This window comes from Pseudomonas sp. SWRI99, from assembly GCF_014270125.1.
GTDB classification, from domain to species: domain Bacteria; phylum Pseudomonadota; class Gammaproteobacteria; order Pseudomonadales; family Pseudomonadaceae; genus Aquipseudomonas; species Aquipseudomonas hamedanensis.
The window spans coordinates 40,592-65,696 of sequence record NZ_JABWQR010000036.1 but is presented as its reverse complement, the minus strand read 5'-3'; the positions used below and the strand labels follow the sequence as shown (position 1 = coordinate 65,696).

Sequence of the window (25,105 nt, the reverse complement as noted above, 5' to 3'; positions counted from 1 at the left end):
GCACCAGTGATGGTGGTGCTGACGGTGCTGCCATTGTTGTAAACGTCATTGGCCGCAGTCGGCACGTTGACGGTGCCGGTGGTTTCGCCAGCGGCAATGGTGATGGTCGAGCCGTTGGACAGAGTGACGGTAACCGGAGTTTGCGCCGGGTTGGTCAGCGTCGCGGTGTAAGTGATCTGGCCGCCTTCAACAATGTTGTTGGTCGCGGTCAACGTCAGGCCGGTGTTATCCACCGAATCGGTAATCGTGGTGACCGCAGGCGTCGGGTTCGGCACCAGGTTTTCGAAATTACCACCGGTGGCACCAGTGATGGTGGTGCTGACGGTGCTGCCATTGTTGTAAACGTCATTGGCCGCAGTCGGCACGTTGACGGTGCCAGTGGTTTCGCCAGCGGCAATGGTGATGGTCGAGCCATTCGACAGAGTAACGGTAACCGGAGTTTGCGCCGGATCGGTCAGGGTCGCGGTGTAGGTGATCTGCCCACCTTCCGTGACGCTCGGGGCGGTCGTCAGGGTGACGGTGGTGGTGTCGACGGTGTCGGTGACTTGCGTCGTCGCCGGAGTGGTCGGCGGGGTCACCGTGATGCCGTTGCCGCCGGTGGTGCCGGTGACGGTTACGTCGATCTGGGTCGGGTCGTTGTACACCGTGTCGTTCGGCGCCAGCGGCACGTTGACGGTGCCGGTGGTCGAGCCAGCCGGGATGACGATCACTGCGCCGTTGGACAAGGTGATGGTCAGGTCGGTGAGCGGCGCCTGGGTCAGGGTTGCGGTGTACACCAGCACGCCGCCGGCTTCGGTGATGGTCGGCGTGGCGCTGAGGCTCAGAGTCGAGTCACGCAGTGCATTGGCGGTGGTGTCAGTGGTCAGGCCGCCCGTGGTGTTCTGCGCGACCTGCCCGGCAGCATTGATCCCCGCTGTCGGGAAGCCAATGGTCGGATCGACACGGCCAGCGGTGGCGTCGAGCATCACGAAGCTGTGACCGCCGCCCGCCGCGCCACCTGTGCCTGCGGCGCTCGGGCCGGCGGCGGTGGACTCAAGGGCGGTGGTCGGGTCGACACCGGCGGCGATGGCTTGCTGCAGTTCTTCTACCGACGGCGCTGCCTGCGCGGTGGCTTCGGCCAGGTCAGTGCTGGAATCTGGCGAGCTGGCGCTCCACTGGGTGTCGCGGCCCAGATCCAGAGTGCGGCCATCGGCCAGTTCCAGCGACACGGCGCCAGACAGACCGGTATCGATCTGGTCGCCGACATACAGGCGATCGCCTTCAACGAGTACCCGACGCACGCCCTCTGGGGACACCACGAAAACCTGACCGACAATGCTTTTGACGACGGCAACAACACTGCTCATTGAAGACTCTCCGGGGTGTCACATTCAGTTGACTTCCATGGACCTGACGGGCCATCGCGCCACTTCAGTCTGGACGTACTTTTAAAAAATTCGATAACAAGTTGACGCTTTGTTTCGTCAATATTTTGGCTATAGTTTTTCGCGATTAACTTTATGCCAAACTATTGACCTTCTGGGAGCCATCCTAAACAATCGTCCCAGTAATGTCACATTGATATTTCCGCGGCGACCTGTCCTTCAGCGTGTGATCCAGTTCCTGTTTTGAACTTTCCGACATACGGTCATTCCGGGTTGCCATCATCCGACGCAGCGCCACGTTCTGCTGTGATTCAAGACAAGAAGTTCCGGGAAATTCCAACCATGCGTTCGCTTTTGCTCCTCGCCGCTCCCTTCGCTCTCGCCGCCTCTTTTGTACAAGCACAATCCTTACCAGAAGCCATGCAACAGGCTTTGGATGTCCATCCGGAGGTTCAGGCGGGGGTCAACAGTCGATTGGCGGCGGATTATCAGTTAAAGGCGGCGAAGGGGGGATACCTGCCCAAGGTCGATCTGCTGGGCGGTTATGGCCGTGAGGGCACCGACAGCGTGACCACTCGGGCCAACGGTGGCGGCAATCACTGGGAGACGTTGAACCGCAGCGAGTCAAGTTTACGTTTCTCGCAAATGGTTTTTGACGGTTTTGCGACGTCCAACGAGGTCGCGCGTCAACAAGCCAACGTCAGCTCCCGTGCCTATTCCTTGCTCGGCACCTCCGAGCGCACCGCGCTGACCGTCGCCCAGGTGTATCTGGACGTGCTGACCCGCCGCGAATTCGTACGACTGGCCGAGGAAAACCTCAAGAGCCACCAGCGCATCTACGACCAGATCCAGTTGCGCACCCAGCGCGGCGTCGGTAGCGGTGCCGACCTTGACCAGGCTGAAGCGCGGATGGCCCAGGCCCGCAACAACCTGATCACCGAGCAGACCAACCTCGCCGATGCCGAAACCAACTTCCTCAGCGCCGTCGGCCAGATGCCCGATCAGCTGGAACGCCCGGCGCCGTTCATGGCGATGATGCCGGCCAACCTCAACGAAGCCCGCGCGCAGATGCTGGAAAACAGCCCGATCCTGCGTTCGGCAGAGTCGGATATCGCCGCGGCCGAAAAACAGTACGCCACCGCCAAGTCGACCTTCTACCCACGTTTCGATGCCGAACTGGGGCGCACCGCCGACAACGATCTCGACGGCCAGAACGGCCACAATAACGAATGGCAGGCCATGCTGCGCATGCGCTTCAACCTCTATTCGGGCGGCAGCAACAAGGCCGACCTGGAATCCAAGTCGTACCTGGCCAACCAGGCGCTGGACATCCGCAACAACGCCCTGCGGCAGTTGAACGAAGAGCTGGGCCTGGCCTGGAACGCCTTGAACAACGCCAACGCGCAAGTGCCGATCGCCCAGCAATACGTCGATCACAGCACCTCGGTGCGCACCGCGTACCAGCGTCAATTCAGCCTCGGTGAGCGGACCCTGCTCGACTTGCTCGACAGCGAAAACGAGCTGTTCACCGCCTCGCGGCGCCTGGCGGAAATCAAGAACATTCAGTTATTTACTCAGTACCGAATCAAGGCGACCATGGGCGAGTTGCTCAGAAGCCAGGGAGTGGTCGCGCCGTTGGCATCCGTTGTGCAGAACGACGTGAAGCCCAAGGTCCAGCTGCCTGGGATGAATTGAGTTATCCCTTTCAACTGTCAAAGAGTGTCGAGCGTGGAATCAGAAGTCAGTCGAGTTCATCTCAGTCATGATCCGCGCGCGTTGCACGACGATCCGTTACTGGACGGTCTGCTCGCCCTTTGCATGCTCCACCAGAAACCCGCCAGCGCGGCGATGCTGACCACCGGCCTGCCGCTGCCCAAACAGCGCCTGAGCGTCGAGTTGCTGCCGCGTGCGGCGGCTCGCGCCGGCCTGCAAGGTCGGGTGTTGCAGCGCAAGCTCGAAGAAATTCCGGCGATTGCCATGCCCGCGCTGTTGCTGCTCAAGGATGGCCGTAGCGCCGTCCTGCTCGGCTGGCAGGGCGAAAACGAAGCGCGGGTGCTGCTCAGTGAAAGCGATGGCGGCGAATCGGTGGCCAGCCGCGAACTGCTGACTGACGATTACATCGGCAAAGTGTTCTTCGCCCAGCCGCAGCATAAATTCGACGTCAACCACGGCACGTTGATTCCGCGCGCGCGCTCGTGGTTTCGCGACACCCTCAAGCGTTCGCGCTGGCTGTACGCCGATGCGATCGCCGCCAGTTTCCTGATCAACATCATCGCCATGGCCGCGCCGCTGTTCGTGATGAACGTCTATGACCGCGTGGTGCCGAACCAGGCTGAGGCGACCCTGTGGGTATTGGCGCTGGGCATCACTGGCGCCTACATCTTCGACCTGATCCTCAAGAGCCTGCGCAGCCTGTGTCTGGATCTGGCGGGCAAGAAAACCGATTTGATCATCTCCGCCACGCTGTTCGAGCGCATCGTCGGCATGGCGATGAAGTACCGCCCGGCGCGGGTCGGCAGTTTTGCGCAGAACATTCATGAATTTCAGAGCCTGCGCGACTTCCTCGCCTCGCTGACCCTGACCAGCCTGATCGACCTGCCGTTCACCATTCTCATTTTCATCGTCATCGCGATTCTCGGCGGGCACCTGGTGTGGATTCCGGTGCTGGCGTTCCCGATTGCGTTGCTGATCGGCTACGCCTTGCAGAAGCCGCTGGTGGCAACCATGGAACGCACCATGGCCCTCGGCGCCGAGCGTCAGTCAAGCCTGATCGAAACCCTTGCCGGCCTCGACGCGGTCAAGGTCAACAACGCCGAAAGCGAGCGCCAATATCAGTGGGAGCAAACCATCGGCACCCTCAGTCGTCTCGAGCTGCGGGTGAAAATGCTCTCCGGTCTGGCGATGAACATTACCCTGCTGATCCAGCAACTGGCCGGGGTGATCATGATCGTCTTCGGCGTGTACCAGATCATCGCCGGCAACCTGAGCATGGGCGGGCTGATCGCCTGCTACATGCTCAGTGGCCGCGCCCTGAGCCCGCTGGCCTCGCTGTCCGGTCTGCTCACTCGCTATCAACAGGCACGGGTGACCATGACCTCGGTCGACCAGATGATGGAGCTGCCACAGGAGCGCAATTTCGAGGAGCGCCCGTTGAGCCGCAAGGTGCTGCAAGGCGCGATCGAGTGCCGCCAGCTCAATTTCACCTATCCGGACCAGCAGAACCCGGCGCTGAAAAACATCAACCTGGTGATTCGTCCCGGCGAGAAAATCGGCATCATCGGCCGCAGCGGCTCAGGCAAAAGCTCTCTGGCCAAACTGCTGGTCGGTCTGTATCAGCCGGACGACGGCGCGTTGCTGGTCGATGGCGTGGACATCCGTCAGATCGACGTCAGCGAACTGCGCTACAACATCGGCTACGTGCCACAGGACATTCAACTGCTGTCCGGCACGTTGCGTGACAACCTGGTTTCCGGCGCACGTTATGTAGAAGACGAATTGGTCCTGCAAGCTGCCGAGCTGGCCGGCGTCCACGAATTCGCCCGCCTGCACCCGCAAGGTTACGAGCTGCAAGTTGGCGAGCGTGGGCAGAACCTCTCCGGCGGCCAACGGCAGAACGTTGCGCTGGCGCGGGCGCTGCTGCTCAATCCACCGATTCTGCTGATGGACGAGCCGACCAGTGCGATGGACAACACCGGCGAAGAGCGCCTCAAGCAACGCCTAGCGGCGGTGATTGAAAACAAGACCGTGGTGCTGGTCACTCACCGGGCCTCGCTGTTGTCGCTGGTCGATCGTCTGCTGGTGATCGATCGCGGACAGATTCTCGCCGACGGCCCGAAAGCCGCGGTGATGGAAGCGTTGAAGAAGGGGCAGATCAGTGTTGCTTAAGTCCGGTGTCAAGGAGTCGATCCGTCGTTACTTCAAGGGTTCTGCCTCGCTGCAGGGCCAGCCGCTGCCGGAGGTCAACAAGGCGCTGATCGAAGACGCGCCGCGCGTCGTGCGTCTGACCATCTGGGCGATCATCGGCTTCTTTGTGTTTCTCATGCTCTGGGCCAACTTCGCCGTGATCGATGAAGTGACCAAGGGCGACGGCAAGGCGGTTCCGTCGTCGAAGATTCAGAAAATCCAGAACCTTGAGGGCGGGATTGTCTCCGAACTGTTCGTCAAGGAAGGCCAGATCGTCGAGGCCGGCGCGCCGTTGATTCGTCTCGACGACACGCGGTTTGCCTCCAACGTCGGCGAAACCGAGGCCGATCGCCTGTCGATGCTGCTGCGGGTCGAGCGTCTGAGCGCCGAAGTCGACGATCGCCCACTGAACTTCCCCGAAGACGTGCTCAAGGCCGTGCCGGGTCAGGCGAAAAGCGAAGAGTCGCTGTACGTCAGCCGTCGCCAGCAATTGCATGACGAGATCGGCGGCCTGCAGGAGCAGTTGATCCAGCGTCAGCAAGAGCTGCGCGAATTCAGCTCCAAGCAGGCGCAATACCGTCAGCAGCTCGGCTTGCAGCGTCAGGAAATCAACATGTCCGAGCCGCTGGTGGCGCAGGGCGCGGTGTCTCCGGTGGAAGTGTTGCGCCTCAAGCGTGCCGAAGTGGAAACCCGGGGTCAGCTCGATGCCACAACCTTGGCGATCCCGCGCGCCGAATCGGCGATCAAGGAAGTGCAGCGCAAAATCGACGAAACCCGGGGCAAATTCCGTAGCGAAGCGCTGACTCAGCTCAACGAAGCGCGCACCGATCTGAACAAGGCTCAAGCCACCGGCAAGGCGCTGGAAGACCGCGTCAGCCGTACGCTGGTCACCTCACCAGTGCGCGGCATCGTCAATAAATTGCTGGTCAACACCATCGGCGGCGTGATCCAGCCAGGCAGCGACATGGTCGAAATCGTGCCGCTGGACGACACCTTGCTGGTCGAAGCCAAGATCCGCCCGCAGGACATCGCCTTCCTGCATCCGGGGCAGGAAGCGATCGTCAAATTCACCGCGTACGACTACACGATCTATGGCGGGCTAAAGGCACAGCTGGAGCAAATCGGCGCCGACACCATCACTGACGAAGACAAGAAAACCACTTACTACGTGATCAAGGTGCGCACTGAGCGCAGCCATTTGGGCACGGATGAGAAGCCCTTGCTGATCATTCCAGGGATGGTCGCTTCGGTGGACATCATTACCGGCAAGAAATCGGTGTTGAGCTATTTGCTCAAGCCGATCATTCGGGCGCGGGCCGAGGCGTTGCACGAACGGTAGATTTTCATAGGGCCCACCGGCCTCATCGCTGGCAAGCCAGCTCCCACAGGTTTTGTGTTGGACACATATATGAGGTCCAACTGGTGACCCTGTGGGAGCGGGCTTGCCCGCGATGGCTTTTCCAGGCATTACACATCTGTCGGTAAGTGACACAAATCGTCAGTCCACCTCCTCACCATTCGCCATATCGTTATTCATTAACGGTATTTAATTTCCCATTCTTATAGCGATAAAGTCACCCACCTGCGTACCTGCCGACCAATCGGCGCGCCGCACGACCTGAACCGACACGCAATCGAGCGTGAGTGTCTGATCGACGTGCGCGCCCGTGAGCGCGCCGTGCGTGGGAGATGATTGATGTCCGCAGCTACTGCCACCCCGAGCGCCGCGACCGCCGCGCCACAAAGCTTTGAAATTCGTCCATTCTGCGGTGCCGTTGGCGCCGAAATTGTTGGTCTGGACCTGAGCCGGCCAGTCAACGATCAGGATTTTGCGCGCATTCACCGCGCGCACCTGGATCACCATGTCGTGGTTTTCCGCGATCAGCAGATCACCCCACAACAGCAAATCGACTTCAGCCGCCGCTTCGGTGTGTTGCAGATCCACGTGCTCAAGCAATTCCTGCTGGCGGATCACCCGGAAATCCTCATCGTTTCCAATATCATCGAAAACGGCCAGAACGTCGGTCTCGGTGACGCCGGCAAGTTCTGGCATTCCGATCTTTCTTACAAAGAACTGCCGAGCCTTGGCTCGATGCTGCACGCGCAGGAGCTGCCCGCCGAGGGCGGCGACACGCTGTTTGCCGACATGCACAAAGCCTGGGACGACCTGCCATCAGCCTTGCGCAATGCGGTCGATGGACGCTTCGCCGCGCATTCCTATACCGCGCGCTACAGCGAAACCAAATTCGAAGGTAACTGGCGGCCGACCCTGACGCCGGAGCAACTGGCGCAGGTCGCCGAAGTCGTGCACCCGGTGGTGCGCACCCATCCGGAAAACGGCCGCAAGGCCTTGTTCGTCAGCGAAGGCTTCACCACGCGCATCGTCGGCCTGCCGGACGACGAGAGCCGTCAATTGCTGGCCGAGCTGTACGCCCACAGCGTGCTGCCGCAAAACATCTACCGCCATCAGTGGCAGCCGCATGATCTGGTGTTCTGGGACAACCGTTCGCTGATCCACCTGGCCGCCGGCTGCCCGGCGCACCTGCGCCGCAAGCTGTATCGCACGACCATCCAGGGCGATGCGCCTTTCTGATTTGCCGGAGATTGTTGAACCATGAACGCTCCCTTGCCAGGCCACGCGGCCAGCAACCCGATTGCCCGCAGCGACGCGTTGCTGGCGGTCGATCGCGTCAGCCTCGAATACCGCACGCCGCAACGCGTGGTGCGCGCCACCCACCAGGTCAGTTTTGAAATCGATCCGGCCGACCGCTATGTGTTGCTCGGCCCGTCCGGTTGCGGGAAATCCACATTGCTCAAAGCGGTCGCCGGGTTCATCCAGCCCTGCGAAGGCGAAATCCGCCTGCAAGGCCAGCGCGTCGATGCGCCCGGGCCGGACCGGATCGTGGTGTTCCAGGAATTCGATCAATTGCCACCGTGGAAAACCGTGAAGCAGAACGTGATGTTTCCGCTGCTCGCCTCGCGCACCTTGAACAAAAAAGACGCGGAACACCGTGCGCTGCACTATCTGGAAAAGGTCGGCCTGGCGGCGTTCGCCGACGCCTACCCGCACACCTTGTCCGGCGGCATGAAAGCGCGGGTGGCGATCGCTCGGGCGCTGGCGATGCAGCCGAAAATTCTGTTGATGGACGAACCCTTCGCCGCCCTCGACGCGCTGACGCGACGCAAGATGCAGGAGGAGTTGCTGCTGCTTTGGGAGGAAGTGCGCTTCACGTTGCTCTTCGTCACCCATTCGATTGAAGAAGCGCTGGTGGTGGGCAATCGCATTCTTCTGCTGTCGCCGCATCCGGGCCGGGTGCGCGCCGAAGTGCACAGCCATCAATACGATCTGCACAGCCTCGGCGGCGTGGCGTTTCAGGAATCGGCGCGCAGAATTCATCGTCTGCTGTTCGATGAAGGTCAGTCGCCGGAGACCGAGCGTGACCATGACTTCAACGATATTCGCATCGCCTATTGAGCGGCCGAGAGGATTACCCGATGAGCCATTCACCCTCCGTGCGTGAAGAATTCGAAACCGTGCTCGAGCCGCTGACCGCAGTGCCGGTCGAGCGCGAATTACCGCTCGGCACGCGGTTGTGGCAACAGGGCTGGCTGCGCAAAAGCCTGATCCTGATCGTATTGGCGATCGTCTGGGAAGTGGTCGCGCGGATTCAGAACAACGATCTGATGCTGCCGAGCTTTCTGCAAACCGCCCACGCCTTGTTCGACGGCCTGCTCAGTGGCGAGCTGTTGGCCAAGGTGTGGATATCGCTGGTGGTGCTGATCAAGGGGTACTTGATCGGCATTGTTCTGGCGTTTGCCTTGACCACCCTGGCAGTGTCGACGCAGTTGGGACGCGATCTGTTGAGCACGATGACCTCGATGTTCAATCCGTTGCCGGCGATTGCCCTGTTGCCGCTGGCCCTGCTGTGGTTTGGTCTGGGGCAGAACAGCCTGATTTTCGTGCTGGTGCATTCGGTGTTGTGGGCGCTGGCGCTCAATACTTATGCCGGTTTTCTCGGCGTCTCCGAAACCCTGCGCATGGCCGGGCGCAACTACGGACTCAAGGGGCTGCGGCTGGTGCTGTTCGTCCTGATCCCGGCGGCGCTGCCATCGATTCTCGCGGGGCTGAAGATTGGCTGGGCGTTTGCCTGGCGCACGTTGATTGCCGCCGAATTGGTGTTTGGCGCGACCAGTGGCAAGGGTGGGTTGGGCTGGTACATCTTCCAGAATCGCAATGAGCTGTACACCGACAAGGTGTTTGCCGGGTTGGCGGTGGTGATTCTGATTGGTTTGCTGGTGGAGAATCTGGTGTTTGCCACCCTTGAGCGGGTGACGGTGAAGCGGTGGGGTATGCAGTGCTAAGCCGAATCACTGGCGGGAAATGTCTCGCGATGTCTTTTCAGGCCGTAAAGTTTGATCCCTTGTGGCCGTTAAATCGGCATCAGCGACAACAATTCACAGGGGCTTGTCAGTGGGTCGATCCAAAAGTAAAGAGCCGCAACAAGGCGTTGTGGGCTGGGTTCTAGCACTATCGGTGGCACTTCTCATAGTCGCAATTATGATCGCCAACAGTGACGGGCTAACACCAGAGTTGTTTTTGTCTGTGATGTGCCTTTCTATGGGAGCAGCGCTTTTTGCTATTGCTTTGCTGATTGAACAAAGAATTCTGCGACCTCTAGTCAATTACGCTTCCGCTGCTGTTTTTTGGATAATTTTGATTGGAGTTGCAACCTTCTTCGCCAGAAGAAACGCGTTAAGTGACATAAACAGCATCTTTGCATTCGATGCATCGGCGCTGCCAATGACACTGTCAGCCGGTATAGCCTTTCATCTTGTGTACTTTTTGTTTTGGCCGCTGGTTATAGGCGCATTTATAAGCGCTGTCTATTGCATCGGTGCCTGGCGGGGCAGTGAGCCGGAGGGAGCTATCGGGGCTGGAGTGATTTGCTTGATGACATGCATAATTGCGTTTTTGGTTAACCAATGGTTTTCGGATGCAGCCCGGCGCGAACAAATTTTGTATAGGGTTGCGCACATGACGGATTTCAGTTCCAAGTTCAATTGTGCCGGCATTGACCCCGAAAAATTCCAAGTGCTTTTTGTCGGACCTGAGCAGCGCCGCATCTCGGTAGCGCCCATTATTCCGGAGACCATTCTTTTCTTTGGCAAGCGACCTCCTGTGCTCCTTCAGACCGTCACGCTGCCTGACAAAAAAAGCCTGGAACTTCGTGATTGCCTGCCAATTACCACGGATTCGCCTGATCCCGTTGCTGATCGTATCGACGAAATACACTTTGAGATAAAGCCCTAGCGTTGATCTTCGTAAACGTGGCTTTGCTAGCATTACGCTAAGATCAATCCTGATCAGCAATGAGTGCTTTGCATGCAACTCCCGGACATGAACCTTCTGGTCGCCCTCGATGCCTTGCTCGACGAGGGCAGTGTGGTCGGTGCGGCGCGGCGGATGAACCTCAGCCCGGCGGCGATGAGCCGCACGCTGACGCGCATCCGCGAAGCCATCGGCGATCCGATCCTGGTACGCGCCGGACGCGGTCTGGTGCCGACTCCCAAAGCTTTGGAATTGCGCGAACAAGTGCGCGACGTGGTCGAGCAGGCGGCGCTGCTGTTTCGTTCGGCCGACAGCGTGGAGCTGGGGACGTTGCGGCGGCGTTTCAGCATTCGCGCCAACGACTTTTTCATCGGTGTCTACGGCGGCAAGTTGTTCGACACCCTTGATCAACTGGCACCGCACTGCGAGCTGCGCTTCGTCCCCGAAGGCGATGGCGACGACGAGGCACTGCGCGAAGGACGGATCGACCTGAGCGTGAGCAATACCCGTCCCGTCACGCCGGAAGTGAAAATCCAGAATCTGTTCTCCACTCACTTCGTCGGGCTTGTGCGCGAAGATCACCCGTTGCTCGACGGCGAAATCACCGCTGAGCGCTACGCCGGGTTCTCGCATATCAGCATGTCGCGCCGGGGTATCGCCCGCGGACCTATTGATACGGCATTGAATGCTTTGGGGCTGGAGCGGCGGGTGGCAGTGATTGCGCCGAGTTTTCATGCGGCGATGTTCGCCTTGCCGGACTCCGACCTGATCCTGCCGGTGCCCAAGGAGGCGCTGCTCAGCGTACGACGGCTGGGTCTGAAGCTGCGCTCATTCGACCTGCCGATCCCGCTGCCGATGCTGATGCTGACCCAGGCCTGGCACCCGCGTTTCGACAAGGACCCGGCCCACCGCTGGCTGCGCGAAACGCTCAAGGCCTGCTGCGATGAGACATGGCTGGCGGCACAACCCTGATCCGAATTTCACACAAATCCCCTGTAGGAGTGAGCTTGCTCGCGATAGCGTTGTGTCAGCCTCTAAACATATCGACTGATGCACCGCTATCGCGAGCAAGCTCACTCCTACAGGGGATAACTGTTGTGTCTGATGCACTTATAACCTGCCAATAAGTCAATTTTCGTCAGCACTAAGCCCCACTAAAATGCTCCGGTATTTCACCCCCCGGAGTTTTCATTCATGACATCCCTGACGGTCACGGCACCCCTCGCCGCGGCCAGCCCGGCGACGGCGACCACGCCCCCGGTGTTCGGGGCGCGGATCATCATCGGTCTGGTCGGCGTGCTGTTGGCCGTGCTGGTCTCGGGCCTCAACGAGATGGTCACCAAAGTCGCGCTGGCCGATATACGTGGCGCGCTACACATCGGCTACGACGAAGGGACCTGGCTGGTCGCGAGCTACACCGCCACATCGGTCGCGGCCATGGCCTTTGCGCCGTGGTGTTCGGTGACCTTCTCGCTCCGTCGCTTCACCCTCTGCGCAATCGGCCTGTTTACCGCGCTCGGCGTCCTGTGTCCGTTCGCCCCGAATTACGAAAGTCTGCTGTTGATGCGCATCCTCCAAGGTCTGGCCGGCGGTGCGTTGCCGCCGATGCTAATGACCGTCGCGCTGCGCTTTTTGCCGGCAAACATCAAACTGTACGGACTGGCCGGCTACGCACTGACCGCAACGTTCGGCCCTGGCCTCGGCACGCCGCTGGCCGGTCTGTGGACCGAGTATGTCGGCTGGCAATGGACCTTCTGGCAGATCATCGTGCCGTGCCTGACCGCTATGGTCGCCGTCGCCTACGGCTTGCCGCAGGATCCGCTGCGGCTGGAGCGGCTGAAGTCGTTCAACTGGAAAGGCCTGCTGCTGGGCTTTCCAGCGATCTGCATGCTGGTGATTGGCCTGTTACAAGGCAATCGGCTGGACTGGTTCGAATCGAACCTGATCTGCGGACTGCTCGGCGCCGGTTCGCTGCTGCTGGTGGCTTTCATGATCAATGAATGGTCGCAGCCGATTCCGTTTTTCAAATTGCAGATGCTCGGCATTCGCAATCTGTCGTTCGCGCTGATCACCTTGGCCGGGGTGCTGGTCGTGCTGCTGGCGGTGGTGCTGATTCCATCGAGTTATCTGGCTCAGGTGCAAGGTTATCGCCCGGCGCAAACCGCGCCGATCATGCTCATCGCTGCGTTGCCGCAATTGCTTGCGCTGCCGCTGGTGGCGGCGCTGTGTAACTTGCGCTGGGTCGATTGCCGCTGGGTGCTCGGGATCGGGTTGAGCATGCTGGCGCTGTCCTGTCTGGGCGGTTCGCACCTGACGTCGGCGTGGATCCGTGACGATTTTTACGTGCTGCAGTGGCTGCAGATTTTCGGTCAGCCGATGGCGGTGTTACCGCTGCTGATGCTGTCGACCGGCAGCATCACGCCGCTGGATGGCCCCTTCGCGTCGGCGTGGTTCAACACTGTGAAAGGCCTCGCTGCGGTGGTCGCCACTGGGGTGATCGAAGCGCTGACCACCGCGCGCCTGCATTTCCATTCGACGATGCTGGTCGACAGCCTCGGCAACTCGCCGCTGGCCGACCACAGCGATCCGGGCCTTGCCCATCGCCTGCACGAACAGGCCGTGGTGCTGACTTCTTCCGATCTCTACGTGTGCATGGCCGGCGTCGCGGTGACGCTGATCCTGCTGATTTTCTGGCTGCCGACGCGGATTTATCCGCCGCGCGCGCCGACCTGATTGCTGCACTGAAACAGAAGGTTTTTATGACGACTCAATCCAAACAAAAACTCGCGGTGGCCGTGGCTGCCGCGCTGGCGGTCGGCGTGCTGGTGTACCTGGCAATGCCCGGGCTGTTCGGCAAACGCACCGAGCAAACCACCAATGACGCCTTTGTTTCGGCCGACTACACCCTCGTCGTGCCGCGCGTGGCCGGGTTCATCAAGCAGGTGCTGGTCGAAGATAACCAGCAAGTGAAGGCCGGGCAGTTGCTGGCGCTGATCGATGACCGTGACTTGCGTGCGGCAGCCGAAGCGGCGGATGCGCAAACCCTGGTGGCGCGGGCGCAGTTGCAGAACGCCAACGCGACCCTGGAACGGCAGGCATCGCTGATCGCCCAGGCGCAGGCTTCGGTGGTCTCGGCCAAGGCAGAAATGGCCTTCGCTCAGCAGGAATTGAACCGCTACAACCACCTCGCCGGTGTTGGCGCCGGTACGGTGCAGAACGCACAGCAGGCACGCACGCGAATTGATCAGGCCTCGGCACGCCTCGACACGGCAACGGCGAAACTGGCGGCCGAGCGCAAGCAGGTAGAGATCCTTACTGCCCAGCGCAACGCCGCCGAAGGCAATCTGAAACACGCGCAGGCGGCGCTGGAAATCGCCAGTTTCAACCTGTCCTATACGCGCATTACCGCACCGCAAGACGGCATGGTCGGCGAGCGCGCGGTGCGTGTCGGTGCCTATGTGACGCCGGGCAGCAAACTGTTGGCGGTGGTGCCGTTGCAGCAGGCCTATGTGGTTGCCAATTTTCAGGAAACCCAATTGACCGATGTGCAGCCGGGGCAGGACGTGCAAGTGCGTGTCGACAGCCTCGGCGGCGAAGCCTTGAGTGGCCGCGTCGAGAGCGTCGCGCCGGCAACGGGGGTGACTTTCGCAGCGGTGAAACCGGACAACGCCACCGGTAACTTCACCAAGGTGGTGCAGCGCATCCCGGTGAAAATCGTGCTGGAACCGGGGCAGCCACTGGCCGAGCGCTTGCGGGTAGGGATGTCGGTGGAGGCGAGCATTGATACGGCGAGTTCAGCGGCGTCCGGGCGCGAGGTGACGCAGCGATGAACCTGGGCAAAAACCTGTGGCGAGGGAGCTTGCTCCCGCTGGGCTGCGAAGTAGCTCCAAAAATCGCGAGTGCTGCGCACTCGAGCGGGAGCAAGCTCCCTCGCCACACAGGCCTGTTTCATTCTCTTGTTGTGGTGAGCTTTTTCGGCCTCAGCGCCTGCACCGTCGGCCCCGACTTCCAGAAACCCGAGGCCACGCAACCTGCCGACTGGGCTAAACCGGCCCGGTCGGCCCCCAGCCAGGCCGTCAGCGAACCGCTGAACGAACACTGGTGGGAAACGTTCCACGATCCGCAGCTTTCCGCGCTCACCCAACGCGCACTGAGCAACAACCTCGACCTGCAACTGGCCAGCAGCCGCCTGCAACAAAGCCGCGCTGCACGCCAAGTGATCACCGCCGAGCGTTACCCAAACAGCGCCGCCACCGGCAGCTACGGGCATAAACGCAACAGTGGCGAGGGCCTGAACGATCCGTCCGGGCATAACGGCGATTCCGCTTTCAACCTGTGGGACGCTGGCTTTTCGGCCTCTTGGGAGCTGGACTTCTGGGGCCGTGTGCGCCGTGAAACCGAAGCCGCCGACGCCAATCTCGAAGTGGCGGAAAACGATCGTCGCGGTGTGTTGCTCACGGTGCTCGCCGACACCGCGCAAAACTACATCCAGTTGCGCGGCGTACAGAACACTCGCGCCGTCACCGAGCAGAACCTCGACGTTGCCCGGCACAGCATGAAACTCTCGCAGTTGCGTCTGGCCGATGGCGTGGCGACCGATCTCGACGTCGCCGAAGCTGCCGCGCAAGTCGCTGCCATTGAGGCACGCCTGCCGGCACTTGAGCAGCGTCAGGCGCAACTGATCAACGCGATCAGTCTGTTGATGGGTGAACCACCGCAGGCCTTGGCGAAAGAGTTATCCACAGACGCGGCGGTGCCGCAGTCGCCGCTGGAAGTCGCTATCGGCCTGCCTTCGCAACTGGCCGAGCGGCGCCCGGATATCCGCCAGGCCGAAGCGCGCCTGCACGCCGCCACCGCCAACATCGGCGTAGCCAAGGGTGATTTTTATCCGCGCATCACCCTGTCCGGCAACCTCGGTTCGCAGGCGATGCAGCTCAGCGACTTCGGTTCCTGGGGCTCGCGCGCCTTTGCCATCGGTCCGCAGCTCAGCCTGCCGTTGTTCGACGGCGGACGCCTGCGCGGCATGCTGCAACTGCGTGAAGCCCAGCAACAGGAAGCGGCCATCGCCTACCAGCAAACCGTGCTGCGCGCCTGGCATGAAATCGACGACCAGTTGACCGCCTACAACGCCAGTCAGCGCCGTCGCGACAGCCTCGCCGAAGCCGTGCGCCAGAACCAGATCGCCCTGCGCACCGCGCAACAGCAATACGTCGAAGGCGTGGTCGATTTCGTCAACGTCCTAACCGTGCAGAGCGCCTTGCTCGCCACGCAGGAACAATGGGTGGAAAGCTCAACCGGCGTTTCCCTGGCGATGGTCGGTTTGTATAAGGCGCTGGGCGGCGGATGGCAGTCGGTCTATCCAGCAGCGCAACTGGCCGCAGGCTCGCCGGACGTCGCCAAACCCTGAACCCGCAGCGAAGCTATGATCAACTCCACTGCAGCAAACGGCGTAACGCCGGCCCGATTCCAGAGGAGTTGATCATGGAAAATCCGCAGCACAGCCTCCCGGCCCTGTTCAAACAGCTCGGCCTCCCTGACGACCCGATCAGCATCGACCAGTTCATCGCCAGCCATTCCCCGCTCAAGCCGGAATTGCACTTGGCTGACGCTTTTTTCTGGTCGGAAAGACAGGCGAAATTTTTGCGCGAGGAGATTCTTGAGGATGCGGATTGGGCAGTGGTAGTGGATCAATTGAATGTGATGTTGCACAGGAGGGCATAATTAGACCAAAATCACGTCCTAATTTGAGGTCATTATTATGCAAAACGTTCTCGCCGATATGGCTGTCAGTGTTTCTGAACTAAAGAAAAATCCTACTGCTGTGTTGAACGGTGCGCACGGTGGTGCCGTCGCTGTCCTCAACCACAATCGCGTCATGGGCTATATGGTGCCGGCCGAAGTTTACGAAGCAATGATGGAGCGGCTTGATGATCTCGAGCTGGCTGACATTGTTCGTTCGCGCCTTCACGAAACGCCCATTTCGGTAAGCCTGGATGACTTATAAGCTTGAGTTTCTGCCGTCTGCGCACAAGGAGTGGGACAAGCTGGGTCATACGGTGCGGGAGCAGTTCAAAAAGAAGCTGGGTGAGAGGCTGAAGCTTCCCAGAATCCCGGCTGACGCTCTCCACGGCATGCCGGACTGCTACAAAATCAAACTTAAAGCCTCAGGGTATCGGTTGGTGTATCAGGTCATCGATGAACGCGTCGTGGTTTCCGTGCTAGCGGTTGGCAAGCGTGAGCGCAGCGGCGTTTACGAAGCAGCCAAGAAGCGTTAGGCGAGGCCAGCTCACGCTGTTTTAGCAAGTCTGCGTTTGGCAGCAAACGCTGATTCCACACCATCACTGGTCAAGCCGTCGCCAGCGCGTACGAATTCCCGAGCGATTTCGACTTTGCGTTGCAGGAAGGCCTCGTATTCGTGCGCCGCTGGCATGATCAGTGAAACCGGCCAGTCTGCCGCGTTCAGTTCTACCATGTTCTCTTCTCTGAACTCTAAATCCCGCTTCGGTGTAAAAACCGCCTGCTTTGACATTTCCCGCTCCAGATAAAGTGAGGGCGATTGCTTTTCCTAGTATCTGCTAGAAAGTCTTTAGAACAGCCGGGCGACAAGTGGTGAGAATTGTTTCAAAACTTGACTGAAATTCCCCTCCAATGCGATATTGATAGTTAGCAAACTAACAGTGTCCGTTATCCCGTGTCCGATCCCCTCGACAGTCTCCAGATGAACATCAGCAGTGCCATGGTGGTGGCCGCCCGGCATTGGCGGAAGATCTGCCAGACCACGCTGGTCAATTATGGAATTTCCGAAGCCTGCGCCGTTCCATTGTTGATGATCGGGCGCTTGGGCGAGGGCGTGCGTCAGGTGCAGGTGGCGCAAGCGGCTGGGATGGAGAGTCCGTCGCTGGTGCGTCTGCTTGATCAGCTGTGCCAGGCCGGTTACGTCCGTCGCACTGAAGATGCCCAGGATCGTCGCGCCAAGTGCCTGAGCCTGACCGATACCGGCCGCGAGCTGGTGCAGGCGGTGGAGGCGGAACTGGTGCGCTTGCGCCATGAAGTGCTGGAAGGCATCGAGCGCAGTGATCTGGAGGCTACGCTTCGGGTACTCAGGGCTTTTGAGGCGGCGAGTTCGCCGGTGGTGGTCAATTCGTGAACGGTTTTTTCACTGGCATGCCGCCGGCCCGTGACTGGTTTTACGGGGTCCGTACTTTTGCAGCGTCGATGATTGCGCTGTACATCGCCCTGCTCATGCAAATGCCGCGTCCGTATTGGGCGATGGCCACGGTGTACATCGTCTCCAGCCCGTTTCTCGGCCCGACCAGCTCCAAAGCACTCTACCGCGCGGCGGGTACTTTTCTGGGTGCTGCGGCAGCGGTGCTGTTCGTGCCGATGTTTGTGCAGAGCCCGTATGTGCTGGTGGTGGTCATCGCCTTGTGGACCGGCATCTTGTTGTTCATGTCCCTGCACCTGCGCACCGCCAACAGCTACGCGCTGATGCTGGCCGGTTACACGTTGCCGCTGATTGCCCTGCCGGTGGTCGATAATCCGCTGGCGGTGTGGGACGTGGCCGAGGCGCGCACCGAAGAGATTTTCCTTGGCATCGCTGTTGCCGCCGTGGTCGGCGCGATGTTCTGGCCGCGGCGCCTGGCGCCGGTGTTCAACGATGCGGTGAGCAAGTGGTTCGCCGATGCGACGAGCTACAGCCTGAAGTTTCTCAGCCGCGACGTGCAGCCGGAAGAAGTCACCGCGCTGCGCATGGCCATGGTCGCCAATTTCAACAGCCTCGAACTGATGATCGGCCAGTTGCCCCACGAAGGCGCGCGGCCGCAAACCGTGCGCAACACCAAGGAACTGCGCGGGCGGATGATTCACCTGTTGCCGGTGATCGATGCGCTCGAGGATTCGCTGTACGCCCTCGAACGTCGCACACCGGAACTGGTGGAAAAGTTCCAGCCATTGCTCGCCGCGACCCGGGAATGGCTGAGCCATGCCGATGCCAATCTGGAGCGCTGGAAAGCGCTCAGGGATCAGCTCGAGGCGCTGCAACCGAACGCCGCAGCGCTGGAGGATCGCAAGCAACTGTTGTTCTCCAACGCCATTTACCGCCTCGGTGAGTTCATCGACTTGTGGCAGGACTGCCGCAGCTTGCAGGATGCGATTCTGTGCGAGCGCCAGGACAGCTGGCGCGCGGTGTATCGGCACTGGCGCCTCGGCCGTTTGACGCCGTTCATCGATCGCGGGCTGATGCTGTACTCGGCGGCCTCGACCATTCTGGCTATCATCGTCGCTTCGGTTTTGTGGATCCTGCTCGGCTGGCCGGATGGCGGCAGCGCGGTGATTCTGGCGGCGGTGGCGTGCAGTTTCTTCGCCTCGATGGACGACCCGGCACCGCAGATTTACCGGTTCTTTTTCTGGACCGGCATGTCGGTGCTGTTCGCCAGCCTTTATCTGTTTTTGATTCTGCCCAACCTGCATGATTTCCCGATGCTGGTGCTGGCGTTTTCCGTGCCGTTCATTTGCATCGGCACGCTGACGGTGCAGCCGCGTTTCTACCTCGGCATGCTGCTGACGCTGGTTAACACCTCGTCATTTATCAGCATTCAGGGGGCGTACGACGCGGACTTTTTTGCCTTCGCCAACTCCAACCTCGCCGGGCCGCTGGGGCTGTTGTTCGCCTTTATCTGGACGCTGGTGGCGCGGCCGTTCGGGGCTGAACTGGCGGCCAAGCGCCTGACCCGTTTCAGCTGGAAAGACATCGTCAGCATGACCGAGCCGGCCAATCTCGCCGAACATCGGCAACTGGGCGTGCAATTGCTTGATCGGCTGATGCAGCACCTGCCACGTCTGGCCCTGACCGGCCAGGACACTGGCATTGCGATGCGCGAAGTGCGCGTCGGCCTGAATATGCTCGACCTGCTCGCCTACACCCCGCGCGTCACTGGCGTGCCGAAGGCACTACTACAGCAAGTGGTGGCCGAGGTCGGCGAGTATTTCCGCGCCTGCCTCAAATCCGGCGAACGCCTGCCGGCGCCGAGCGGTCTGCTGATGACTCTGGACCGTGCCCGCCGTGCGCTGAATGGCCAGGGCGATGACGAAACCCGTCTGCACCTGTTGCACGCCTTGAGCGGTTTGCGTCTGGCCTTGCTGCCCGGCGTCGAATTCGTCTCCAGCGCCGAGCCCGAAGAACCGCTGCCCGATGGAGCGCCCCTATGATCGGTGATCTGGATATCAGCGGCATCTTCCTGCCGACCCTGCTGGTGCTGATGGGCATCACCTATGTGTTGTTTCTGCTGGTGCATGGCGTGCTCACACGTCTGCACTTTTACCGTCTGGTCTGGCACCGGGCATTGTTCAACGTGGCGCTCTATGCCGTGCTGCTGTACGGCGTGGACTCACTCAGTCGATACCTGATGACATGAAAAAACCGTTTTTGACCATCGGTCGCGTGGTTCTGACCTTGCTGATCGTGGCGTTTGCCGTTGTCCTTGTCTGGCGCATGGTGATGTATTACATGTTCGCGCCGTGGACCCGCGACGGCCATATTCGCGCCGACGTCATCCAGATTGCGCCGGACGTGTCCGGGTTGATCCAGCAGGTCGAGGTGAAGGACAACCAGTTGATCAAGCGTGGTCAGGTGTTGTTCAGCATCGACCAGGACCGCTTCAAACTGGCGTTGCGTCAAGCCAGGGCCGCCGTTGCCGACCGCGAAGAAACCCTCGCCCAGGCGCAGCGTGAAGCCAAGCGTAACCGCGGCCTGGGCAACCTGGTGCCAGCGGAGCAACTGGAAGAAAGCCAGTCGCGCGTGGCCCGTGCGCAATCGGCGCTGGCCGAAGCGCTGGTGGCGGTGGACAGTGCACAGCTCAACCTCGATCGCTCGGTGATCCGCAGCCCGGTCGACGGTTACGTCAACGACCGCGCGCCGCGTCCGCAGGAATTCGTCACCGTCGGACGTCCGGTGTTATCGGTGGTCGACAGCAATTCGTTCCACATCGACGGCTATTTCGAAGAGACCAAACTCGACGGTATTCACGTCGGGCAATCGGTGGATATCCGCGTGATCGGCGACCGGGCAAAACTGCGCGGGCATGTCGAGAGCATCGTCGCCGGCATCGAGGACCGCGACCGCACCAGCGGCAGCAACCTGCTGCCCAACGTCAACCCGGCGTTCAGCTGGGTGCGCCTGGCGCAGCGGATTCCGGTGCGCATTGCGTTCGATGATGTGCCGGCAGATTTCCGCATGATTGCGGGACGCACCGCCACCGTGTCGATCATCGACGATCAGCCGCAGGAGCCCCGGCCATGAGCAGGGCGCTTTTGGTCGCCGGTTTGGGCGTGATGCTCTCGGCGTGTCAGATGGTTGGCCCGGATTATCAGGTGCCCGCCGACGCGGCGGTGCAGCGCAAGGATATTCAGGGTGAACTGGCGGTCGCCGGCAAACCGGTGGTCTCGGCGCCAGTGCCGGCGGACTGGTGGCGGCTGTATAAAGATCCGCGCCTTGATCAGTTGGTGCAGCAGGCCATGGCGTCCAACACCGACCTGCGTGTGGCCGCGGCCAACCTGTCGCGGGCACGCGCTCAGGTGGATGAAGCCGAAGCGGCTGGCGGCTGGAGCGGCGGGGTGAAGATGGGCGCCCAGCGCTTGCAGGAATCCGGTCAGGCGTTCCTGTTGCCGGAAAAAGTCCCGGTGGCCAACATTGCCGATATCGGCATCAGCGCTTCGTATCAGTTCGACCTGTGGGGCACTTTGCAGCGCGGCATCGAAGCGGCAAAAGCCAATGCCGATGCGACCCAGGCCGCCGCCGATACCGCGCGCATCACTTTGGTGGCGGACGTGGTTCGTGCTTACACCCAGGTCTGCGCGGCCAACGAAGAGCGGGAAATCGCCGAGCATTCTCTCGACCTGCAATCGCAGAGCACCACGTTGATCCAGCGTTTGCGTGACGCCGGGCGTGGCGATGAAACCCAGGTCACCCGTTCGCAGACCCAATTCAAATCCCTGCGCGCCGATCTGCCACGCTATGAAGCGGCGCGTCAGGCCGGGCTGTTCCGTCTGTCGATGTTGCTGGCCAAGCCGGTCGAGCAATTGCCGACGGGCACGGCCACCTGCGCCGAACTGCCGAAAATCGCTCAGCTCGTGCCCGTCGGTGACGGCGCAGCGCTGCTCAAGCGTCGCCCGGATATTCGTCAGGCCGAACGGCGTCTTGCGGCGGCGACCGCCGGCATCGGTATCGCCACCGGCGAGCTGTACCCGGACATCAGCATTGGCGCGACGATCGGCACGGTCGGCATCATTGATGATCTCGGCGATCCGTCGACCAACCGCTGGGGCTTCGGTCCGTCGCTGAGCTGGAAAGTCCCGACCAACGGCGCCCGCGCGCGCATTCGTGAAGCCGAGGCCAACACTCAAGGCGCACTGGCGCATTTTGACGGCGTGGTGCTCAACGCCATCCGCGAGACCCAGACCGGTCTGGCCCAGTACAGCGCACTGCTGCAACGTCGCGATGCGCTGGCCGAGGCTGAGCAGTCGGCGAAGCTCGCCGCCGAGCAGACCCACCGCTTCTTCCAGGCCGGCCGCGAGTCGTTCCTCGCCGACCTGCAAGCCACGCGCACCTACACCGATGTCACCGCGCAGCTGGCCGCGGCCAACACCCAGGTCGCGATGAGCCAGATCGATTTGTTCCTCGCCCTGGGCGGTGGCTGGGAAAGCGGACGAACGCACGCTTCTGACGCCAGCAATCCCTGAGGCCGTTGCTATGCTTTGAGGTATTGAAGGGGCGCCCCGTGCAAAGCGCTCCCTGCATGCTCATTGCTCGTGCTGGTCTAGGGGAAACCAACGATGAAGAACCCTTACGCGCTCGGCTTCTGGTGTGTCCTGACGGCGCTCGTGCTGCTGTCGGCCACTTATTTCTACGGCATCATGCTGGCCCACCAGATCGACAAGGCGATGATTTTTCTCGACAGCGCCGTGGCGCTGATCGCGGTCATGGCAATCGTGGTGGTGGCATGGGCATCGGTCCAGGTTCAGCGGGTCAAGAAGCGCCAGTTGGAGCAGGGCAAAATGCTGGTGCTGATCTGGGACACCAAGGTCGCCCTGCGCCGGGTCGAAACGGTGTTCGACCGGTATTTCTGGGGCAGCTACTGGCAACCGGGGCGCACCTTCGCCGAAGTCATGGGCGAACTGACCGGAACGCCCTTGGAAAAAAGCCTCGAAGCGCTGAAAAAACAGTGTCTGGAACTCGACAAGCAGATTGCCGACGAGGGTTGGCACTGGCTGAACAATGCCCGTGAACTGTCCGACGTCGCCACGGCCATGGCCCGCGAGCGCTATCAGCTGGATTTTTGCGATGTGCGGGCTGACGGTGCGGGCGGGGCGGTGATCGACCGCGATTTTGAAGTGCTGGTGTACACCTGGACGGCGCGGCTCAAGAGCTTTGATCATCAGCTCGATGAAATCGAGGTTCAGTATTCCTGATGTGTTGTGAATTCACCGGCGCTATCGCGAGCAGGCTCACTCCTACAGGGGAATGCATTCCAAATTGTAGGAGTGAGCCTGCTCGCGATAGCGCCTTTCCAAACACTGAAACTCTTAAACCCTGTCAGCTGTCAATTCCTCCCATAGACACTCTTTAACCTTTAATCATTGGGCCGTCTCCCGCGCCCGGTGCTAATCTCCACCGCTCAATTGCGCACAGTCGAGCCGCGACCCGATCCCGGGTTCAAGGAAGACGACCCCATTCACAGCCACGGAAATCGATCAGGTCATTCATGAATAAATCAGCAGGCGTGCTTCTCGGAATTGTTGTTGCCATCGGCGCGATCAGCGCAGGCGGGGCCTGGTACACCGGGACCAAGATCGAAGGGGTGCTGAACAACGCCGTCGGCAACGCCAACAAGGAACTGCAGAGCGCCATGGCCGGCTCCAACGGCAGTGCCTCGCTGGAGCTGGTGTCGCTGGACCGCCACACGTTCACCAGCACCGCGCACTATCGCCTGAAGGGCGAAGGCGAGATGTTCGGCGACGCGCCGGTCGAACTGCTGTTTACCGACCGCATCGAGCACGGCCCGCTGCCCTTCTCGCGCCTGATCTCGTTGAAATGGCTACCGGTCATGGCCACCAGCAACTACGAACTGGAAAAGAGCCCGACCACCGAAAAATGGTTCGCCGCGACCAAGGGCGCCGCGCCGCTCAAGGGTGTGACCAACATCGGCTACGACGAATCGACCACCAGCACCCTCAACCTGCTGCCGTTCGAAACCGCACTGGATGAGCAGTCGAGCCTGAAATTTTCTGGCCTGACCATGGACATCGCCGCCAGCGCTCAGGCGCAAAAGGTCAAGGCTGACGGCTACATGGACAACCTGAAGCTGGTGACCGTGGCCGAAGACCAGACGCCGGTCCAGCTCGAACTCAATGGCCTGACCCTGGCCAGCAACCTGGCCAAGAGCAGCTTCGGCTACTACACCGGCGAAAACACCCTGGAAGTGACCAGCAGCAAAACCACGTTCGGCGCCAAGCAATCGGTGCTTGGGGTGAAGAATTTCGAAATGAAGAACCGCACCGAAGAAAGCGGCAGCAACGCCGCCGGCCGTGCCGACTACAAAATCGGCGAAGTGACGCTCAACGACAAGAAAATCGGTTCGGCCGCCATGGCCATGAGCCTGAAAAACCTCGACATCGCCTCGACGATGTCGCTGATGCAGATCTACCAGACCAAACTGCAGCCGTACGAAAAAGCTGCGGCCGAGGCCGAAGCAGCAGGCCTGCCGGCGCCGGAGCTGAATCTGACCGAAGCCGAGAACGCCCAAGTCAAAGCCGATTTGCAGAAGCTGCTGGCCGCCGGGCCGCAGTTTGCGCTGGAGAACCTGTCGTTCAACACCGCCAACGGCGAGAGCCGCGCCAATCTGGTGATTGACCTGACCAAACCGCAATCGATGGATCTGCCGCCGGATCAGCTAGGCAAGCAACTGATCGCACTGCTTGACCTCAACGTCCAGGTGTCGAAGCCGATGCTGGTCGATCTGCTCAGCGTGCAGGCACAACTCGATGGCCAGACTGACGCCAAAGCCATCGTCGACCAGTCCAAGGAAGCGGCCGATATGTTCGCTGGCATGGCGGTCGGTTCGCAATTGGCCGTCGCCGACGGCACCAACGTCGTGACCAAGCTGCACTACGCGGCGAATCAGGTTGAATTCAACGGCCAGAAGATGACCGTGGAGCAGTTTGTCAGCTTCCTGATGAGCAAGTTCGCTGGCGTCACCCAAGTGCAGTAACCCCACCGCGTGTCCTCAAGACGCCCGGCCCCTGTTTGACAGGCGCCGGGCGTTTTGCTGTCCGCCACCGCGGTTTTCGCTGACCTCGCTGAACCGCCCGCAGGATTCTGAACAATTATTGTGTTGTGAATTTTCGACTACGCTTGCGTGCAAGATTGCCCGGCTTTAAAGCCTGGCCGTGGATTGCACATCGCGGCCGCCGTTACGAATGGGCAAGGAGGGCATTGTGACCCGGCTGGCCATGT

General features: G+C 60.8%; 23 protein-coding genes. 21 read left to right on the top strand and 2 right to left on the bottom strand.

All coding sequences use genetic code 11. The features are described 5' to 3' along the window. Positions 1-1,346: retention module-containing protein (locus HU743_RS24110; RefSeq protein ID WP_186651645.1), on the bottom strand; the 1,346-nt coding region annotated here is incomplete at its 3' end. Between the two features lie 360 nt (positions 1,347-1,706). Here HU743_RS24110 and HU743_RS24105 point away from each other — a divergent pair. The 14 genes from HU743_RS24105 (at position 1,707) to HU743_RS24040 (ending at position 16,871) form a co-directional block, all read left to right on the top strand. Continuing rightward, on the top strand, positions 1,707-3,059 hold the full coding sequence (locus HU743_RS24105) for a TolC family outer membrane protein (protein WP_186651644.1): 1,353 nt from the start codon (positions 1,707-1,709) through the stop codon (positions 3,057-3,059). Positions 3,060-3,092: 33 nt separating this feature from the next. Next, entirely contained in the window at positions 3,093-5,249 is a 2,157-nt protein-coding gene (locus HU743_RS24100) for a type I secretion system permease/ATPase (RefSeq protein WP_186651642.1), read from the top strand. After that, positions 5,239-6,606 (top strand): HlyD family type I secretion periplasmic adaptor subunit, encoded by a 1,368-nt coding sequence (locus HU743_RS24095; protein ID WP_186651640.1) that lies wholly within the window; start codon positions 5,239-5,241, stop codon positions 6,604-6,606. Before HU743_RS24100 ends, HU743_RS24095 begins: the two co-directional genes overlap by 11 nt. Positions 6,607-6,963: 357 nt before the next feature. Further along, entirely contained in the window at positions 6,964-7,860 is an 897-nt protein-coding gene (locus HU743_RS24090) for a TauD/TfdA family dioxygenase (RefSeq protein WP_186651638.1), read from the top strand. A 21-nt stretch (positions 7,861-7,881) separates the two neighbouring features. Beyond that, entirely contained in the window at positions 7,882-8,742 is an 861-nt protein-coding gene (locus HU743_RS24085) for an ABC transporter ATP-binding protein (RefSeq protein ID WP_186632243.1), read from the top strand. Positions 8,743-8,762: 20 nt separating this feature from the next. Continuing rightward, entirely contained in the window at positions 8,763-9,629 is an 867-nt protein-coding gene (locus HU743_RS24080) for an ABC transporter permease (RefSeq protein WP_186651636.1), read from the top strand. 109 nt (positions 9,630-9,738) lie between these two features. Next, positions 9,739-10,578, top strand: a complete 840-nt coding sequence (locus tag HU743_RS24075) for a hypothetical protein (protein WP_346656536.1) — start codon at positions 9,739-9,741, stop codon at positions 10,576-10,578. 72 nt (positions 10,579-10,650) lie between these two features. Beyond that, positions 10,651-11,568, top strand: a complete 918-nt coding sequence (locus tag HU743_RS24070) for a LysR family transcriptional regulator (protein WP_186548686.1) — start codon at positions 10,651-10,653, stop codon at positions 11,566-11,568. Between the two features lie 222 nt (positions 11,569-11,790). Continuing rightward, positions 11,791-13,329, top strand: a complete 1,539-nt coding sequence (locus tag HU743_RS24065; protein ID WP_186651634.1) for an MFS transporter — start codon at positions 11,791-11,793, stop codon at positions 13,327-13,329. Positions 13,330-13,355: 26 nt separating this feature from the next. Next, positions 13,356-14,426: an HlyD family secretion protein gene (locus HU743_RS24060; RefSeq protein ID WP_186623810.1), complete on the top strand. Its 1,071-nt coding sequence runs from the start codon at positions 13,356-13,358 to the stop codon at positions 14,424-14,426. After that, positions 14,423-16,003: an efflux transporter outer membrane subunit gene (locus HU743_RS24055; protein WP_186651632.1), complete on the top strand. Its 1,581-nt coding sequence runs from the start codon at positions 14,423-14,425 to the stop codon at positions 16,001-16,003. The genes HU743_RS24060 and HU743_RS24055 overlap by 4 nt, the downstream gene beginning before the upstream one ends. Positions 16,004-16,077: 74 nt before the next feature. After that, the gene (locus tag HU743_RS24050) at positions 16,078-16,317 is read left to right on the top strand and encodes a DUF2789 domain-containing protein (RefSeq protein ID WP_186651630.1); all 240 of its coding nucleotides are present in this window, start codon (positions 16,078-16,080) and stop codon (positions 16,315-16,317) included. A gap of 37 nt (positions 16,318-16,354) precedes the next feature. After that, positions 16,355-16,600 carry a type II toxin-antitoxin system Phd/YefM family antitoxin gene (locus tag HU743_RS24045; protein ID WP_186651628.1) on the top strand — a complete coding sequence of 82 codons (246 nt, stop codon included), beginning with the start codon at positions 16,355-16,357 and terminating at the stop codon, positions 16,598-16,600. Continuing rightward, entirely contained in the window at positions 16,590-16,871 is a 282-nt protein-coding gene (locus HU743_RS24040) for a type II toxin-antitoxin system RelE/ParE family toxin (RefSeq protein WP_186651625.1), read from the top strand. The genes HU743_RS24045 and HU743_RS24040 overlap by 11 nt, the downstream gene beginning before the upstream one ends. Positions 16,872-16,882: 11 nt before the next feature. On the opposite strand, the gene HU743_RS24035 is transcribed toward HU743_RS24040, so the two are convergent. Beyond that, entirely contained in the window at positions 16,883-17,125 is a 243-nt protein-coding gene (locus tag HU743_RS24035) for an antitoxin of toxin-antitoxin stability system (protein ID WP_186651623.1), read from the bottom strand. 189 nt (positions 17,126-17,314) lie between these two features. Between HU743_RS24035 and HU743_RS24030 the strand changes: the two genes are divergently transcribed. The 7 genes from HU743_RS24030 (at position 17,315) to HU743_RS24000 (ending at position 24,860) form a co-directional block, all read left to right on the top strand. Next, a complete protein-coding gene (locus tag HU743_RS24030; protein ID WP_186548673.1) occupies positions 17,315-17,743 on the top strand; it encodes a MarR family transcriptional regulator in 429 nt (142 codons plus the stop codon). After that, complete coding sequence (locus HU743_RS24025) at positions 17,740-19,803, top strand: FUSC family protein (RefSeq protein ID WP_186651621.1); 2,064 nt, start codon at positions 17,740-17,742, stop codon at positions 19,801-19,803. Before HU743_RS24030 ends, HU743_RS24025 begins: the two co-directional genes overlap by 4 nt. Beyond that, positions 19,800-20,009 carry a DUF1656 domain-containing protein gene (locus HU743_RS24020; protein ID WP_027611129.1) on the top strand — a complete coding sequence of 70 codons (210 nt, stop codon included), beginning with the start codon at positions 19,800-19,802 and terminating at the stop codon, positions 20,007-20,009. The genes HU743_RS24025 and HU743_RS24020 overlap by 4 nt, the downstream gene beginning before the upstream one ends. Further along, a complete protein-coding gene (locus tag HU743_RS24015) occupies positions 20,006-20,893 on the top strand; it encodes an HlyD family secretion protein (protein ID WP_186651619.1) in 888 nt (295 codons plus the stop codon). The genes HU743_RS24020 and HU743_RS24015 overlap by 4 nt, the downstream gene beginning before the upstream one ends. Further along, positions 20,890-22,332, top strand: coding sequence for a TolC family protein (locus HU743_RS24010; RefSeq protein ID WP_186651617.1), 1,443 nt, complete (start codon positions 20,890-20,892; stop codon positions 22,330-22,332). Before HU743_RS24015 ends, HU743_RS24010 begins: the two co-directional genes overlap by 4 nt. A 93-nt stretch (positions 22,333-22,425) precedes the next feature. Then, positions 22,426-23,061, top strand: a complete 636-nt coding sequence (locus tag HU743_RS24005; protein ID WP_186548665.1) for an NADH:ubiquinone oxidoreductase subunit N — start codon at positions 22,426-22,428, stop codon at positions 23,059-23,061. Between the two features lie 293 nt (positions 23,062-23,354). Beyond that, the gene (locus tag HU743_RS24000) at positions 23,355-24,860 is read left to right on the top strand and encodes a YdgA family protein (protein ID WP_186632211.1); all 1,506 of its coding nucleotides are present in this window, start codon (positions 23,355-23,357) and stop codon (positions 24,858-24,860) included. Positions 24,861-25,105: the final 245 nt, after the last annotated feature.